The sequence below is a fragment of the Psychrobacter sp. CAL346-MNA-CIBAN-0220 genome (genome assembly GCF_040309805.1).
Lineage (GTDB): Bacteria > Pseudomonadota > Gammaproteobacteria > Pseudomonadales > Moraxellaceae > Psychrobacter.
In genome coordinates this window covers 1378215-1395432 of record NZ_JBEOPF010000001.1, presented here as the reverse complement: position 1 = coordinate 1395432, position 17218 = coordinate 1378215, and the positions used below count along the sequence as shown (strand labels likewise).

Genomic DNA, 17218 nt, shown 5'->3' with positions numbered 1-17218 from the left:
TTCAATACTTTCACTTTTTAAACCCAATTTTTCTTACTAATATGTCTTAGTAGGCTGAAAAACCATACTACATTAGTATTTATGATGCAATAAGGTACACATTAGCACACAATAAAGTACATGAAAGAAATTCTTGAAAATATTTATATAATCCCTTTTATGCCAGTATTTTGAACAAAAAAATAAGGCAAATCAACAATGTTTTTATTTTTCTCGTATATCTGTTTTTATTTTTCTCATGTATTTTACGCCTTTTACTTGTTAATCCTAATAATTTTAACTACTATCGTTCTATAAATACCTACTTTGCTTCTGTAAGGCTCAATGGATTGAGGATTATAATGACTTCTAAGAATATTGTATCAGATACTGTAAAACTCACGTACCAAGACGGTATCGCTGTTATTTCTCTAAACCGTCCCAAACAGCTTAATTCTTTTAATGAAGAAATGCATAATGCACTTTCCACAATACTTGATGAGGTAGTGGCTAACGATCAAGCGCGCGCTATCATAATTACTGGTGAGGGTAAAGGCTTTTGTGCAGGACAGGATTTAGGCAACCGCGACCCTCGCAAACAAACTTATGATTTAGGTAAAACCATTACAGAGTTTTACAATCCATTAATGAAGCGTTTAAAAAATTTAGGCAAACCTACTATAGCAGTAGTTAATGGTGTGGCAGCTGGAGCAGGAATCGGTATTGCTTTGGCTTGTGATATCGTTCTATGCTCAGACAAAGCCAAATTTGTGATGGCATTTGGCAAGATTGGACTTGTACCAGACTCAGGATTGACTTGGATATTGGTACAGTTGGTCGGTCTGGCACGTGCAAAAGCTTTGGTGTTAACTAACGCCAACCTAAGTGCAGAGCAAGCTTTAGGTTATGGCTTAGTGTGGAAAATCTACGAATCCGATAGGCTCATGAATGAAGCAGTGAAATTAGCGACAACTTTGGCCCATGGTCCTGCCCTTGGCACTGCACTCACAATAAAAGCTTTAAATCAGGCGACGAAAAATTCGTTAGAAGAGCAACTTGAGCTAGAAGCAAATTATCAGCAAAAAGCAGGTTATAGCGATGATTACAAAGAAGGCGTCACTGCTTTTTTAGAGAAACGGCCTGCTATTTTTTATAAAGGCAAAAATTGATTTAGAGCTAATAAATAAGATTAAATATATTTTTATACTTTTAGTTTGTCAGTTTTTAATCTGATTATTTAAAATAGGTGACTGACTTGAACTATCTATCTCTATAGGAATAATCCTTTGATGATTAATGCTAATTCAAATATTATATCTAAGTATGGCCATATTATTAAAAAACAAATTGATGAAGTATTTCCTGCATGGGTACTTAATAATTTCTCTGTTGAGATTATAGAACTTACTGCAGGCAAAGCATTATATGAATTAGCGTATAACCCTGATTTATATAGGAAAGTTCCTGGACCAAATGCTTCAGAGATACTTTCAGGTCAAGCTATTATGACTTTAGCTGATTCTTTATTGATCTTTCCAGTTTTAACTCAGATAGGTCAGGCACAAGAGATAGTGACATTGAGTTCCAATACCGAATTTCTGAGACCAATAAAAGCTGGAAAAATTACTATTAATGCCGAAGTAATACGTGCAGGTAGTAAAGTGATCAGAGGTCAAGTAAGTATATTTGATGCTGACAATAAATTGTGTGCATTATCGATATTGTGCTATATTTATATTTAATAATATTTTTAATACATTATAAGTCTTTGAATATAATATATATTCTCTATGATAGTAGTATCAACTATACAATATATATTGTAGGTAAACACACAACAAGGAGTAAGTTATGAGTAACGCTGAACTCAAAAAGTTTGAAGACAAGATAGAACGGGATGTAAAGATAGAGCCTAGAGACTGGATGCCAGAAGCATATCGTGAAAGTTTGATTCGTCAAATATCACAGCATGCCCATTCTGAAATTGTTGGTATGCTACCAGAAGCGAACTGGTTAGCTCGTGCTCCATCATTACGCCGCAAGTCCATTCTTATGGCTAAGATTCAGGACGAGGCAGGTCACGGTTTATATTTGTATTGTGCTGCTGAGACATTAGGAGCAGAAAGACAAGCTACCATTGATGCAATGCTTGAAGGGAAGCTGAAGTATTCTTCTATATTTAACTATCCTACAAGAAGCTGGGCAGATATGGGCATGATCGGCTGGTTAGTTGACGGTGCAGCTATCGTTAACCAAGTGGCATTGCAACGTACTTCATATGGTCCGTATGCTCGAGCTATGGTGCGTATTTGTAAAGAAGAGTCATTCCATCAACGTCAAGGCTATGAACTGTTAACTGAACTAGTTAAAGAAGGTAACGCTGAACAAAAAGCAATGGTACAAGATTCCATTAATCGATTTTGGTGGCCCTCTTTAATGATGTTTGGTCCACATGATAGTGATTCAGCTAATGGCGAACAGTCAATAGCTTGGAAGATTAAACGTCTCGGTAATGATGAACTACGCCAAAAATTCATTGACATAACTGTTCGTCAAGCAGAATACCTAGATATTACTATTCCTGATCCTGACTTAAAATGGAATGAAAAGACTGGTCATTATGATCATGGTCCAATAGACTGGAAAGAGTTTAAACAAGTCGTTAGTGGTTATGGCCCATGTAATAAAGAACGTATGGATGCCCGTCGCCAAGCCCAAGAGGAAGGTAAATGGGTAGTTGAAGCAGGACTTGCTTACCATGCTAAAAAGAGTATGAACGAGGCAGCTTAGTTGAACATCCTTTCTCTGCTTTTAAATAAACTATACAATAGCGATTGCGTTTAGCTATCGCTATTGTATGTGGTCTACCCAAAGCATATTGTTTTTATGCACTTAGAGATTTATTCAATTTTGTTTATTATAAAGATGTCTTCTTTTACAGAAATATTTTCTTCTAATCTAATTATATATTAATATCACCAGATAAATCTGGTCTTTACCTAATGCTAAAGGAGTTAGCTATGAGTGAACCTCAATTATACGAAATATTTATTAGAGCTAAAGCTGGTTTATCTCACCAACATGTCGGATCGTTGCATGCGACTGACGATGAAATGGCATTACAAAATGCTCGTGATCTATACACTCGTCGTAATGAAGGAACTTCTATCTGGGTAGTCAAGTCTAATAATATTACTTCATTAGACTACGATGATCAAGATGTATTCATAGAACCATCTGTTGATAAAATCTATCGTCATCCAACTTTTTATGATATTCCAATTGAAGTTGGTCACATGTAATTGACATAATTTACCAATAGAGATTGCTATGAATACTACAGTTATAAATCATGAAAAAGCTATTTTTGATTATGCGTTGCGTTTAGGTGACACAACATTAATACTGGCTCAACGTCATTGCGAATGGGTGGGTCACGCACCTACTATAGAAGAAGAGCTTGCTCTTGCCAATATTGGTTTAGACACTCTGGGTCAAGCTATGACTTGGCTAGATGTTGCAGCAAATAATGATGATGAAAAGAGAGATGTTGACAGATTAGCGTATTTTCGTAACGAGCGTGAATATACTAATTATCTGCTAGCTGAGTTAGAAAAAGGTGATTTCGCGGTTACTACGTTACGTGGGTTCTTTATTAGCACTTACTTTAAATATCTGTACCAAGATATGCAAAATAGTAGTATTGATGCTTTTAAATCTATCGCTGTTAAATCTTCAAAAGAAGTTCAATATCATTACATTCATCAACGTGCTTGGCTGATACGTCTTGGCAATGGCACTGATGAGAGTCATCGTAGACTGCAGTCGGCTTTAAATGATATTTGGGCTTATACTAATGAGCTTTTTGAAGAAGACGATACTATTAAATCGGCCCAAGAATTGGGAATCATAGAGTCAATGGCAACTGTAAAGTTACAGTGGCGCAGGGATGTTCTTGCTCTTATCGAAGAAGCTGGCCTTACTATGCCACAAGATACCTATCATCACAGCGGTGGCACACAAGGACTACATACCGAAACGCTTGGTATTTTACTGGCTGAAATGCAATCCTTACGTCGTGAATTTCCTAATGCTAAATGGTAGATACTATTATGACTAAAATTCAGCTAACACCGATGCTTGATATTGAAGAGATCAAAAAAATATTGGCTGAGGTACCTGATCCTGAGGTACCAGTATTGACGTTAGATGATTTAGGTATTATTAGAGATGTCAGTACCGATAAGCAAGCAGGATCTATTACTGTGACCCTTACTCCTACATATATTGGCTGTCCTGCTACAGTAGCGATTAGGAAGATGGTGAGTGATGCGTTAACAGATGCAGGTTACCCTGAACCTATTTTAAAAGAGCAACTAATTCCAGCTTGGTCAACAGATTGGATATCACCTGAGGCACTAGTTAAGCTTGAAACCTATGGTATTGCACCACCAGGTTCAGGGGATAATAACGAGCCTAGGCGCTGCCCAAACTGTGGAAGCCATGATTATCAAGTGGTTAGTCATTTTGGCTCTACTGCATGTAAATCTCTATACCGATGCCTTGAGTGTAAGGAACCATTTGAGTACTTTAAGTGCCATTAAAAAAGGTTACTAGTGAGGTACTGGTTTATTTTACAATAAAAAATATCTCTTAGTTATAAATGTCTAACCTACTTAATTATTAATAATTGACTACAAATTTTAAAGGAATAATTATGTATGTCTACCATGCTCTAAAGGTAGTCGAAGTACTTCCTGAAACTGATGAAGCCGTGACATTGAAGTTTGATATCCCGAAAAAATTATCAAACCAGTTCAAAGCTATACCTGGCCAACATTTGAAACTCAAAACTCATATTGCAGATAAGGTGGTTGAGCGCTTTTACTCCATATGTCAGATGGGTGACGATTATTTGCGGGTAGGTATTAAAAGTGTGCCTGAAGGGGTTTTCTCTCAGCATGTATTCCACACGATAAAAGTGGGTGATGTTCTTGAAGTTATGGCACCCCAAGGAGATTTTTGTTTACCTGTCGAAAACGTTGAGTCTATGCAGCAAGCAACACAATATCTTTTTGTGGCGGCTGGGAGTGGAGTTACACCTATCTTAGCAATGATGACATATTTGCTTGAAAATAATGAACACACTCAGATAGATTTTGTATACATCAATGCTAAACGCCAGAGTATAATGTTCTTTGAGCAGCTTGAAGCTTTAAAGAATAGATACATGGATCGGTTATCAATTGTTCATGTTTTGACACGTGAACCTAGAGATTTGGATATTCTATCAGTTCGTCCTGAAGGTGAGCGGTTTGAGCAGCTATTGTCTGCTTTTGTTGATACTGAGAAGTTGGATCATACTTATCTATGTGGTCCATTACCTATAATTGAAGGGTTTAGGGCTGCTTTAATTGAAAAAGGTATCGATAAAAAGAATATTCATCTTGAACTGTTTGGTACTCCTACCAGTCAGACTGTACGTCGCCCTGTTACACATAGTAATTCTGACAAACAAATCACTATTATCTCTGGTGGTCGTAAGCAGATAATTGGTTTAGCTAAAGGTCAAAGCATTCTTGATGCAGCGATTGAGGCTGGTACGAATGTACCCTTTGCCTGCAAAGGCGGAGTCTGCGCGACTTGCAAAGCAAAAATGATTAATGGGTCAGCCACTATGGATGTCAACTATGGGCTTGAAGATTATGAGGTTGATCTCGGATATGTACTTACCTGTCAGGCGCATGTACAAACTGAAACTGCTGTAGTAGATTTTGACGTTTAATAACCACATAATTGGTACTCAAGTTTCAGACAATTTTAACGGTTTTTTTGATATCTACTATTTTTATAGTATAGATAGCAGATAAAATTTCTTAATGATCAATTGCGCCAATATTAAACTGAGTGAATAAAATGAGAGACGTATATATAGTAGATTACTGCCGTACCCCATTTGGTAGATACGGTGGTAGCCTATCATCAATTCGTCCGGATGATTTGGCAGCTACAGTTCTTCGGCATATTCGTGAAAACAATGACTTTGATACAAAAATGATTGATGATTGTCTATTTGGGTGTGCCAATCAAGCAGGTGAAGATAACCGAAATGTTGCACGGATGTCCCTTCTGTTAGCGGGATACCCTGTCGAAGTACCTGGCACTACTCTTAATCGTCTTTGTGGCTCAGGTATTGACTGCATTGGTTTGGCAGCTAGAAGTATCAAGTCAGGCGAAACTGATGTCATGTTGGCAGGTGGCGTGGAGTCCATGTCACGGGCACCTTTTGTCATGAGCAAGCCTACTAGAGCGTTTGATCGTAACGCTGAGGTTTATGATACCACTATTGGCTGGCGCTTTACTAATAAAGCGCTTGAAGCACAATATGGTATCGACTCTATGCCACAAACCGCAGAAAACGTAGCCCAAGAATTTAATATCTCACGTGAGGCACAAGATGAGTTTGCATATCATTCGCAAATGAAAGCTGCCAAAGCCACTGAGCGCTTAGCAAAAGAGATTATTTCAGTTACTTATACTGATCGTAAACAAGGCCTAATTACAGTAGATACTGATGAGCATCCTCGTGCTGATACTACTATAGAGAGCCTATCGAAACTCAGACCTATTTTTGCTGGTGGCACAGTAACTGCGGGTAATGCTTCAGGAGTTAATGATGGTGCAGCGGCCTTACTTCTTGCATCTGAAGACGCCTGTAAGCAACACAATCTTATACCTAAAGTTCGCGTTATTGCTACTGCTGCTCGAGGAGTAGAACCACGTATAATGGGAATTGGTCCTATAGCAGCAGTTGAAACGTTGTTAAGGCGTACGGGACTTAAGATGTCTGATTTTGATGTCATTGAACTTAATGAAGCATTTGCTAGTCAAAGCTTAGCAGTATTAAATTACTTCGGTATTGAGCCTAATGATACTCGGCTTAATCCAAATGGTGGTGCTATTGCTTTAGGTCATCCTCTAGGCGCTTCAGGTGCACGCATTGCTGGTAGTGCATTGACAGACATTGCTGGCAATCCCGGTCGCAAAGCGTTGATTACTATGTGTATTGGTGTTGGTCAAGGCATTGCTATGGCAATTGAATCCGTTTAAGCATAAATAATTAATCATTACTATAAAACCTCATAAATAATCGGCTAATTATTATTTTTTTCTTAAGATATAACTACTTAGAATAAAAATAATAGTTTTCGATGTAGTATTTATGAGGTTTTTATCATTTAAATAACTGTTGATTAACAATTCAACTTAGATAATTTAATATTCAATTAACATAATAATGTGATTACATTATTGTAAACTATGTGTAATATATTGTGAGTAAACATAACTTTTCATTTATCTACAAGGAAGAGATAAAAATGTCTATTAAAATTAAAGTTGGTGCTATATCTTTATTTATAGCAGTAACATTAGGTATGACAGGTTGTTCTGGTCAGTCAGATAGTAATAATGAGGCTTCTGCCACTTCACCACAAGAAACAACTACTCTACGGTTTTCACACTTTTGGCCTGCAACTTCTGCAATGCAAACTGACGTGTTTGAACCTTGGGCTAAAAAGCTCGAAACGGAATCAAATGGTCAATTGAAAGTTGAGATTTATCCCTCTGCAACTTTAAGTAAAGCAGATGTTACTTATGACTCTACTGCTAAGGGAACCATTGATATTGGAGCACAGGTTCAGGGTTATGATGCTGGGCGCTTCCCATTAACCCAAATTGCCGAGTTGCCGGGCTTATCAAATTCAGCCAGTCAAATGAGTTGCATGTTACAAAAACTTTATGATGATGGTGATATTTCTACCGAATATAACGATACTCACCTACTATTTATGATGGGTGCAGGTCCTGGAGCATTCCATACAGTAGATAAAGTTATTCGTACCCCAGAAGATATGAAAGGTATGCGTATTCGTAGGCCTTCAGCAATTGCAGGTGATATTATCGAAGCTACTGGCGCTTCTCCTGTAGGATTACCTGCTACTGATATTTATACTTCATTACAACGTGGTGTTATTGATGGATTGAGCTTTGCTTGGAGTCCTACTGGTGATTTTAGAATTACGGAATTAACTAACGCACATACTAATATACCTTTCTACAGTTCAGCTTTATTGGTAACGATGAATAAAGATAAATACGAAAGCTTATCTGATGATTTGAAAAAAATAATTGACGATAATTCAGGTAAAGTAATGGCAGACATTGCAGGACAAATGTTTGATAGAGAAGATTCTAGAGTTATGGAACAGGCTCGTGCAAAAGGAGATACTATCATCGAGATTCCTGATCCTCTCAATGACCCAGACTGGAAAGGACCTCTTGAAAAAGGGACCCAAAAATACCTTACTGATGTCAAGGCTCTAGGTTTAGATGCAGATGCCGTTTACGAAAAAGCCAAAGTGGCTAGTGCTGCCTGTAAAGTTTAACTTATTTGTTGGTGGCAAATGGCATTTTTAGTCAGAATAAGTTATCTGGTTGGTAAGATATGTCAGTTTGTTGGTGGCATTAGTCTAATCATCATTGTTCTGGTAACTACTGCAAATGTTTGCGTGCCCTATGCATTTAAGCTTATAGGTAGTAAGCTTGGAGTTACGATTAAAGGTAGTGTAAAGACCGTGTCTTATTTTATATTTGTTTTGTAATTTATTTTTCGCCATAAGCCTGACATTTTATGTTAGTAACAACTGACCAGTTATTACAATATTGTTTATATAAGTTTGATAATTGCACTTTCTATTTAATAAAATTTTATTCTCTTTGAACATATTTTTGTTTGTAGATACTCACACTTTTAGGATAAAGGTAGGGTGAGAGTAGATATATCTAACGATATATAAAAAAATATCGTTTATCAGTACTTGTAAAATAAAGTAACTAAAATATGAATAATCTATTTTAAATTATGCTAAATAATGTTTACAACCCATAATATATAAAGGGTTAAAGCCTATCATAATGTACGTTTTAGCTTAATGTAATTTAAAGTAAAATAGTTCTAATACCTTGCCAAGGTTGGGGTCGAGAGTTCGAATCTCTTTTCCCGCTCCAAATACTAAAAAGCCTCACTATATATTATATAGTGAGGCTTTTTTTATGGCTGAAATTTGAGCAAAAACGATTTGACTAGCCAGATGGCTGTAACCTAGCAGTGAGCAACTTAGCGTCAGTTATTGCAAATAATAGTTACAAAAAGTGAGCGAACTTAGCACATGAAACTGAAAAGAGCCGTCCATACTAGGAACGCTTCTAAATGTTAAGCACAAAAAAGCCCACTGACCAAAGTTTCACGTATAAAACAGATATCTATATTTAGCGTATTCAAACGGTAGATTTAATAATAAATAACTATAATGAGGAACCAACATGCAAGAGTTTCAACCTAAAGAATTTAACGAGTTGTTTGATCTATCCGGAAAAACAGCGATTATCACTGGTGGCGCCAATGGGATTGGGAAAGCAACGGCGCTACGTTTGGCTCAAGCTGGGGCAAACATTGTTATTGCTGATTTAAAACTGGACGATGCCAAAGCGGCGGTCAAAGATATCGAAGAATTTGGTGTCAAAGGCTTAGCAGTCGAATGCAATATTTTAAAAGACGAAGACTTAGTGGCGATGGTTGATAAAGTCATAGCAGAGTTTGGCTGCATCAATATCTTAATTAACAATGCTGGCGGCGGCGGTGGCGGTCAAGAAAACCCGTTTAAAATCACAGTCGATGACTTCCGCCGTGACTTTGAGTTGAACGTTTTTAGTGCTTGGCGCCTCAGTCAATTATGTGTGCCACATATGAAAGAGTCGGGCTATGGCTCAATTGTTATCACCACTTCGATGTCGAGTGTTAATAAAAGCCCAGATATGAGTGGTTATGCGGCATCAAAAGCGGCAGTCAATCATATGGTGGCTAACTTAGCGCATGATTTTGGCCCTGAAGTGCGTATCAATGCGGTCGGTCCGGGCGCAACCCGTACCGATGCCTTAAAAACAGTATTAACGCCAGAGATTGAAAAGAAAATGCTGGCACATACGCCTATTCAGCGTTTGGGTGAAGCCGATGATATTGCCGGTGCGATGTTATATTTTGCGTCACCAGTTTCCACTTGGGTCAGTGGTCAGACGATTTTTGTCAATGGTGGCGGTGTGCAAACATTAGATTAATAGATAGTAGCTAAATATATAATAGCTAACCTTTAAGTAAATAAGGTTATCAAATAAAAAGCGCAATCTTGTCTCTGTTATATCAAGAGCAAGATTGCGCTTTTTTTGTTGTCTATTTTTAAGTTGATTGGTTTTAAATTGATTGGTTTTAAATTGATTGGTTTTATGTGGCTTGTTGTTTATGTTTTTTGTTTTTCATTAAGCTATTAGCAACCCATGCTGGACCGATTAATAAAAACTGTAAATCTTCAAAAAAGGAGGGTTTTTTACCTTCGATTTTATGACCGACAAACTGACCAATCCAAGCGATGACAAACACACTTGCCCAGATTTTAAAGCCCCACGGCATAACTGCCATTACCGCCAAGCAGAGTAGGATAAAAATTCCCATTGCTAAAAATAATGGGGTGGAAAGTCGGATATAAAACAGCAGCACTAACGCGCTCATTATCAAGGTAAACCAGACTGATAACGACATCCCCATCCCTAAAATACTGACAAAGATGGTGGGGACACATAACCAATGGATTTTTTTATTAACCAGATTTTGATGGCTAACCGCGTATTCAGATAGCCATTGCTCTAGAGTGCGTTTAGACATCTTTTTATGAAAAACTCGAGACATACTAACCTCCTTGTCAGCGATAAGTTATTAGCCATTCATCACTACAATCTTCAATAACAGTTATAACATTATTCGAGACCGTCTACTATTTTATATGGTAGACCCTATAGGCATAAGCCATTGTTTTGTCAGTTTTTATTTATTACATATTAAGAGTTTAGCGACTTTTTGTCCTATCATTATGCGGGTATTGCTAGCGCATCCCTTTCACTCCGGTGCCATTCATAGAGACCAATACAGGAATTGATTTGATAAATCATGGTCTGTATCGCAAAAATATAATTACCAGACATTAAGTTTACGGTCAACCAGACGAAGTTTGAGAATATCCATAACCACCAGTTAAATGAATAACGCAAAATCATCGCTGCTTGGGCAGTAATAGAAAGCACGAAGGCAATGACATTAATCCAATAGAAAGAAAGAAATCCCAAAAACTTGCTGTTATCGTCTTCTACGACAGCAAAGCCATAGCTTGCAAGCAGATTATTGACGATTGGGAACAGTGCTAAGCCAATGACGATAAAGGTGGCAGTGATCAGCCAAATCCATTTATTAGCAGATTTGGGGACCATGTTGCCGTCAGGGTCGGTATGCTTGGACCAATAAAAGATCCCGTAGACATGAGTAAAAAAGTTAAATAGCGGCGCGAGCATCAAACCTACTGCGCCAGAGGTTGCTTGTACCACTACTTCGCCAGAGGTTGCTGCCATCCCAAAGCCATTACCCATGATATTTTTGCGGAATGATAGCGACACCACGCAGACCAGGCCAATAAACGACACGCCTAAATAAAATATATCAAGAGTAGTATGTTCAGTGGTCATCCAAAAGCCGGTGGACAAAGCAGCAACCCCGCAAACGAACCAAATAATGATCCACTGCATGGCCCATTTTCCCGTAATGTTGTCCAATAGCTGAATGCGCATAAATGTATTGCCCTCAAAATAGTTGTATCAGTAAGTTGCGAATAAAAAAGCGATTATTACAAAAATATTTTTATAGCGTCTGACCATAAATTTGCTGATCAATAAAACTCAGTGCTTGCTGATAGCGCGCATCGTAGTCAGGCTTGTCAATCATATGAGGATAAATGTTATGACAGGCAAAAATATCCAATAGTAGCGCCTCAAAGCGCCCACGTGCCTTAGGATTACCTAACGAGCGCATGCCATCGGCAATCCATGGCGTATTATTATCTAGCATAATCGTATGATCTAAGTGAAACTCATCGATACAGGCATCCACAAACGGATGGGTCCGTCCCTCATATTCTGCACAAAACGCCTGGGTGGTCACAAAGTCGGTATCAATAATGGTTATTGGTGCTGTGGCCCTAGCCGCTGCCTCGCGTATGGCTTGGGCATGATTGAGCGCAATCGGTGCATAGTCGCTGTATTGTAGGCCAATTTCTTTGCCACCTAGATCAGTGCCTACATATAAACGTCCCATTTCTAACACAAAACTAGCGCCATAATAATTAGCAAGTTTATGTACTAAAGTGGTTTTACCAGAGCTTTCACCGCCAACGATAGCCACCGTCTTAGTATAGTCACCGCGCGCTTGTGGATGAATCGCTGACCAATGTGCTACTGGATTACACGCAATAGCGTAAGAGTCAAATTCAGGCTGTAGCGGGGTAGTGAGCACGGTCATTAATAATTGCTCTCGGGTACCGTCTTGTGCTAATGGATGATTGTCTGCAGTGAACAATACGACATCTGCCGGCAAGCTTAGCGCTTCGACTAACCGTTGCAATTTAGCATTACTGGCCACTACATCAACACTGACCTCATCGAAACTATCATGTAAAGGTAGTGCGATCTCATTAGTGATATGAACCTGAATAAATGGCAGCTCAGCACATGCCATTTGTATCCAACGGGCTTTATCTTTTAAAGTAATGGCAAAATCCGGATGCGGGTCAGGGTGTGTAGTAATGACGATATGTAAGGTTTTTGCTTGTCCCGCCGCATATAATATACTACGCATTTGTCCTAAATGTAGCGGTTCAAAATGCCCAATCATCAAGCCAGTAGCGTACATAATATCCCTTATATTTCTTGGTATGTCTTTATCATAGGTCTATCAGCATGGTATAAATTATTGCGTGTAGATGCAGGTAAGTTATTGTAAATAGCCGCGTTATTATGATGAGGTAATGTAAAGAGGAAGGCGATTTTTAATTACCGATAATGTCACCATGTAGGTAATTCTCTCGTCAATTAATCAGATAAACTTAAATCAAGCCAAGCCCTTTACTTTTGCCACCTCATATTTCAAAATAATGTTACCAGCACATCAGTAGCAAAGTGATAGCAATAAATCAGCAACAAAATAATATTTGAAACACTTTGAAATAATTATTTAAAATCAGCAGGTTACGAGGTAATATTGACATTTTAGGGCAAGCTTACGTAGCATGAACTCACAAAGCACGCTCACATAATCAACAATTAAGTCGTAAATACTTGCTATACTTATTCATAAGTTAAGCAGCCCGGTAATTCTAAAATAAAGTTAATAATAAATATGAACAAGTAGAGTTAAAAAGCTACCGAAAACAGTAGGGCACTTCTAAGATAGAGAAATAGAGAGGTATAAAAGTTGGCTAAATTAGCAAAGTTACATCGCTCGCAGAATAATCGTATGATTGCAGGCGTAATGGGTGGTATTGCAGAGTATGTAGGGTGGTCACCACTTTGGGTGCGTCTATTGTTTGTTGTCATCTCCTCATTAAGTGCTGCGGTACCCGGTATTCTAATCTATATTATTTTATGGATTATCATGCCAAATGCTACCAATCAGTCTTATGAATGATTAATGACAAGTTTCGATTTTAAAAAAAGCAAGCAATGAGCAATTAAAGAAAAAAATAGAAGCCTATTAAAAACAAAAAGCCTGCACAAACAGGATACCCGTAATATACCTTTCCTCCTGCCCAGATGTTAACTCATCTGGGTATTTTTTTATCTGGGAAGGACAGTAAACAGCGTGGCTGTGCAGCAAGCAGTCATCCTTAACTTCTTAGCCGTTTTTATGTTGTTTTGCGACCTAAGATAAATTTAGTTGCCGTAAATATGGATAAAATAGCGATTTTTTAGTAAGGTGAGTAGGCAAATAGATATGTAGACAAAGAGGCTGTACGAACGTTGCGCCTTAACGCCGATTAAATTACGTTTAATAATACTAATTCCACAGTGATTTTCCTATGACGTCCCAAGCTATGAACTCCCAACCGATGACTTTTCAAGATTTAATCTTAACCCTACAGAATTATTGGGCTGCTAAAGGCTGTGTGATATTACAACCTTATGATATGGAGGTGGGTGCAGGTACCTTTCATACCGCCACCTTTTTGCGCTCGCTAGGTCCTGAGCGTTGGAACGCTGCTTACGTGCAGCCATCACGTCGCCCAACCGATGGGCGCTATGGTGACAACCCCAATCGTTTGCAGCATTATTATCAGTTCCAAGTGGTACTCAAACCCAATCCACCCAATATGCAAGAGCTATATTTGGGATCATTGGAAGCTATTGGGATTGATCCTTTAGTACATGATGTGCGCTTTGTTGAAGACAACTGGGAATCACCGACGCTTGGCGCGTGGGGATTAGGCTGGGAGATTTGGCTTAACGGTATGGAGGTTACCCAGTTTACCTATTTTCAGCAAGTCGGCGGTATTGAATGCTTCCCCGTCACAGGTGAGATCACCTACGGTCTTGAGCGTCTGGCAATGTATGTCCAAGGTGTTGATAGTGTCTATGACTTGGTATGGGCGGATGGTGAGTTTGGCAAGGTAACTTATGGCGATGTCTTCCATCAAAACGAAGTTGAGCAATCCACTTATAATTTTGAGCACGCTGATGTCCCTAAAATGTCTGAGCTATTTGACTTCTATGAGCAGCAAGCGGATAAGTTAGTGGAAGCAGGTCTGCCGCTACCTGCTTATGAGATGGTGCTTAAAGCCTCACATGCCTTTAACTTACTTGATGCTCGGGGCGCGATTTCGGTCACAGAACGTCAGCGCTTTATTTTACGTGTTCGCACATTAGCGCGGAAGGTTGCTCTCGGTTACGTTGAAGCCCGCGCTAAATTAGGCTTTCCATTAGCAGACGCGTCGCATCGTCAAGCCGCATTGGATAAGTATTTGCCTAAAGAAAATAACGAGACGGTTACTGATAATGCGGCTAAAGAGTCGGGCACAGAGAAACTCAATAAAACCAAACCTAGTACAAACAATAATAACAGCAGTGACAAATAGGAGCATCCCATGAGTACGATTTTGTTTGAACTGGGGTGTGAAGAGTTGCCCCCAAAGAGCCTAAAAAACTTACGCGATGCGCTACAAAATAGCGTCACTGAGCAGCTGGTTGAGGCTAATATTAGCTTTGATGGTATGAAGGCCTTTGCGGCGCCGCGCCGCTTAGCGTTACAGATTCACGGTATTGCCGAGAAGCAGCCCGACCGTACCGAGCAAAAACGTGGCCCTGCGATTAAAGCGGCGTTTGATACGGAAGGCAATCCGACCCGAGCAGCAACTGGCTTTGCTAAAGGCCTGGGTATTGAGCCCAGTGAGCTGGTTACTATTAATACTGACAAGGGCGACTATGTCGGCTACGAGCAGACCATGCCGGGTAAAGCGGTCACTGAGCTGTTACCGCAAATACTCCAAGAAGCCTTAGATCATTTGCCAATTGCCAAACGCATGCGTTCAGGCGCGAGCAGAGATGAGTTTGTGCGTCCTGTGCAGTGGGCTGTATTGATGCAAGATGACCTGCTCATTAATGCCACTATTCAAGGCCATCAAACTGGCATACAAACGCGTGGACATCGTTTCCATAGTCCTGACTATCATATTATTAACCATGCTGATGATTATGAGCAGCTATTAGATAGTTTAAAAGTCGTTGCTGATTTTGATAAGCGTCAAATGCTGATCAAAAATCAAGTCAAAGCACTGTCAGACCAAGTCAATGCTAAGGCGATTGTGCCACAAGACTTGTTAGACGAAGTCACCGCTTTGGTTGATTTTCCGATTGCCCTACGCGCAAGTTTTGAGCCGCGCTTTTTACAAGTGCCGCAAGAAGCGCTCATCTCGACCATGCAAGCGGATCAAAAGTATTTTTGTTTGACCGATAAAGAGGGCAAGCTACAGCCTTATTTTATCTTTATTACTAATATCGAATCTAAAGACGCCAACCAAATCGTTGAAGGTAATGAAAAGGTCGTTCGTCCACGTCTGGCTGATGCTGAATTTTTCTTTTTACAAGATCAGAAGCAGCCATTATCTGCGTTGACTGATAGTTTAAAAACGCGGGTTTTCCAAGATCAGCTTGGTACTATTTGGGAAAAATCCGAGCGTATTGCCAAACTTGCCGCCTTTATCGCCGCCTTATTACAGCAGCAAGGGCAGCAGATTGATATTGATGAAACCACACGTGCGGCTATATTGTCAAAAGCAGATTTGGCAAGCTCACTGGTCGGTGAGTACCCTGATTTACAGGGTATTGCTGGCACCTATTATGCGCGTCTTAATAACGAGCCGGAAGCGGTTGCTGCAAGCTTAGAAGAGCAGTATTTACCGAAGTTCAGTGGCGATGCACTACCGCAAACACCCACTGGGATATGTTTGGCATTGGCTGATCGCTTAGATACTTTAGTGGGTATTTTTGCGATAAACCAAGCCCCTACCGGTTCGAAAGATCCGTTCAGCTTGCGTCGCTCCGCCATTGGTATTTTACGCATTTTAATCGAAAAGCAGTTACCGATTAATCTAGTTACCTTAGTTGAGCAAGCGATAGAAAACTATGGCAGCACCGAAAGCAGCAAAATCATTCAGATGGGTGATACCTTTACGCCGGTAATGGCGTTCTTAAACTCGCGCTATCGGGCGATGTATACCGAACAAGGCGTCAGCGTCGATACTATTCAGGCCGTACAAGCAATTGATACGCACATGCCGCTTGATTTTGATCAGCGTATTCGTGCTGTACAGATATTTAGTGAGCTGCCACAAGCCTCAATGCTTGCAGATTCTAACAAGCGCGTGGCTAATATTTTAGCTAAGTCTGAAGTTACAGTCGCTGATAGCGTTGATGAAGGGCTATTGTCAGAGCCTGCTGAACAGGCACTATACCAAGCTGTACAACAAGCACAGATGGACGTCATGCCATTACTTGAGCAGGCAAATTACACTCAGGTATTACAAACCTTGGCAGGCTTAGATGAGCCATTGACTCAATTCTTCGATAGGGTGATGGTCAATAGCGATGATGCAGCATTGAAAAGCAATCGCTTAGCGTTACTGAAGCAAGTACGTGCGTTGTTCTTAACGGTAGCTGATATCAGTGAATTACAGTTATAACGTCATTAGTTAAAGATCTGAGTCTTTGTTCTATCATGACCTTAACCACAAAAAAAACTGGCCATGCTAAG

The 17218-nt window shown here is 39.5% G+C and carries 16 protein-coding genes; 13 read left to right on the top strand and 3 right to left on the bottom strand.

Annotated features, from left to right (window positions below):
- The first annotated feature begins 170 nt into the window (after positions 1-170).
- The 10 genes from AAEY88_RS05460 (at position 171) to AAEY88_RS05415 (ending at position 10155) form a co-directional block, all read left to right on the top strand.
- Positions 171-1148: an enoyl-CoA hydratase-related protein gene (locus AAEY88_RS05460; RefSeq protein WP_350560130.1), complete on the top strand. Its 978-nt coding sequence runs from the start codon at positions 171-173 to the stop codon at positions 1146-1148.
- A 120-nt stretch (positions 1149-1268) separates the two neighbouring features.
- Positions 1269-1721: a PaaI family thioesterase gene (locus tag AAEY88_RS05455; protein WP_350560480.1), complete on the top strand. Its 453-nt coding sequence runs from the start codon at positions 1269-1271 to the stop codon at positions 1719-1721.
- Positions 1722-1830: 109 nt separating this feature from the next.
- The gene (gene paaA, locus AAEY88_RS05450) at positions 1831-2769 is read left to right on the top strand and encodes a 1,2-phenylacetyl-CoA epoxidase subunit PaaA (protein WP_350560128.1); all 939 of its coding nucleotides are present in this window, start codon (positions 1831-1833) and stop codon (positions 2767-2769) included.
- Positions 2770-2999: 230 nt separating this feature from the next.
- Positions 3000-3281 carry a 1,2-phenylacetyl-CoA epoxidase subunit PaaB gene (gene paaB, locus AAEY88_RS05445; RefSeq protein WP_350560126.1) on the top strand — a complete coding sequence of 94 codons (282 nt, stop codon included), beginning with the start codon at positions 3000-3002 and terminating at the stop codon, positions 3279-3281.
- Between the two features lie 28 nt (positions 3282-3309).
- Entirely contained in the window at positions 3310-4083 is a 774-nt protein-coding gene (paaC, locus tag AAEY88_RS05440) for a 1,2-phenylacetyl-CoA epoxidase subunit PaaC (protein ID WP_350560124.1), read from the top strand.
- A gap of 8 nt (positions 4084-4091) precedes the next feature.
- On the top strand, positions 4092-4583 hold the full coding sequence (gene paaD / locus AAEY88_RS05435; protein ID WP_350560122.1) for a 1,2-phenylacetyl-CoA epoxidase subunit PaaD: 492 nt from the start codon (positions 4092-4094) through the stop codon (positions 4581-4583).
- Between the two features lie 113 nt (positions 4584-4696).
- Entirely contained in the window at positions 4697-5764 is a 1068-nt protein-coding gene (locus AAEY88_RS05430; protein WP_350560120.1) for a 2Fe-2S iron-sulfur cluster-binding protein, read from the top strand.
- A 131-nt stretch (positions 5765-5895) separates the two neighbouring features.
- Complete coding sequence (gene pcaF, locus AAEY88_RS05425) at positions 5896-7089, top strand: 3-oxoadipyl-CoA thiolase (protein WP_350560118.1); 1194 nt, start codon at positions 5896-5898, stop codon at positions 7087-7089.
- Positions 7090-7358: 269 nt separating this feature from the next.
- Positions 7359-8426: a TRAP transporter substrate-binding protein gene (locus AAEY88_RS05420; RefSeq protein WP_350560116.1), complete on the top strand. Its 1068-nt coding sequence runs from the start codon at positions 7359-7361 to the stop codon at positions 8424-8426.
- Between the two features lie 937 nt (positions 8427-9363).
- Positions 9364-10155, top strand: a complete 792-nt coding sequence (locus AAEY88_RS05415) for a glucose 1-dehydrogenase (RefSeq protein WP_350560114.1) — start codon at positions 9364-9366, stop codon at positions 10153-10155.
- Positions 10156-10318: 163 nt separating this feature from the next.
- Here the strand turns inward: AAEY88_RS05415 and AAEY88_RS05410 are convergent, their stop codons facing one another.
- The 3 genes from AAEY88_RS05410 to nadR form a co-directional block, all read right to left on the bottom strand.
- On the bottom strand, positions 10319-10780 hold the full coding sequence (locus AAEY88_RS05410) for an Mpo1-like protein (RefSeq protein WP_350560112.1): 462 nt from the start codon (positions 10778-10780) through the stop codon (positions 10319-10321).
- 179 nt (positions 10781-10959) lie between these two features.
- Complete coding sequence (pnuC, locus tag AAEY88_RS05405; protein WP_350560110.1) at positions 10960-11709, bottom strand: nicotinamide riboside transporter PnuC; 750 nt, start codon at positions 11707-11709, stop codon at positions 10960-10962.
- 70 nt (positions 11710-11779) lie between these two features.
- Positions 11780-12826 carry a multifunctional transcriptional regulator/nicotinamide-nucleotide adenylyltransferase/ribosylnicotinamide kinase NadR gene (gene nadR, locus AAEY88_RS05400; protein WP_350560108.1) on the bottom strand — a complete coding sequence of 349 codons (1047 nt, stop codon included), beginning with the start codon at positions 12824-12826 and terminating at the stop codon, positions 11780-11782.
- A 561-nt stretch (positions 12827-13387) separates the two neighbouring features.
- On the opposite strand from nadR, the gene AAEY88_RS05395 reads away from it, so the two are divergent.
- The 3 genes from AAEY88_RS05395 to glyS all read left to right on the top strand — a co-directional run bounded on the left by AAEY88_RS05395 (position 13388) and on the right by glyS (position 17147).
- Positions 13388-13600, top strand: coding sequence for a PspC domain-containing protein (locus AAEY88_RS05395; protein WP_350560106.1), 213 nt, complete (start codon positions 13388-13390; stop codon positions 13598-13600).
- A 421-nt stretch (positions 13601-14021) separates the two neighbouring features.
- On the top strand, positions 14022-15044 hold the full coding sequence (gene glyQ, locus AAEY88_RS05390; RefSeq protein ID WP_407074428.1) for a glycine--tRNA ligase subunit alpha: 1023 nt from the start codon (positions 14022-14024) through the stop codon (positions 15042-15044).
- Positions 15045-15053: 9 nt separating this feature from the next.
- The gene (glyS, locus tag AAEY88_RS05385; protein WP_350560104.1) at positions 15054-17147 is read left to right on the top strand and encodes a glycine--tRNA ligase subunit beta; all 2094 of its coding nucleotides are present in this window, start codon (positions 15054-15056) and stop codon (positions 17145-17147) included.
- Positions 17148-17218: the final 71 nt, after the last annotated feature.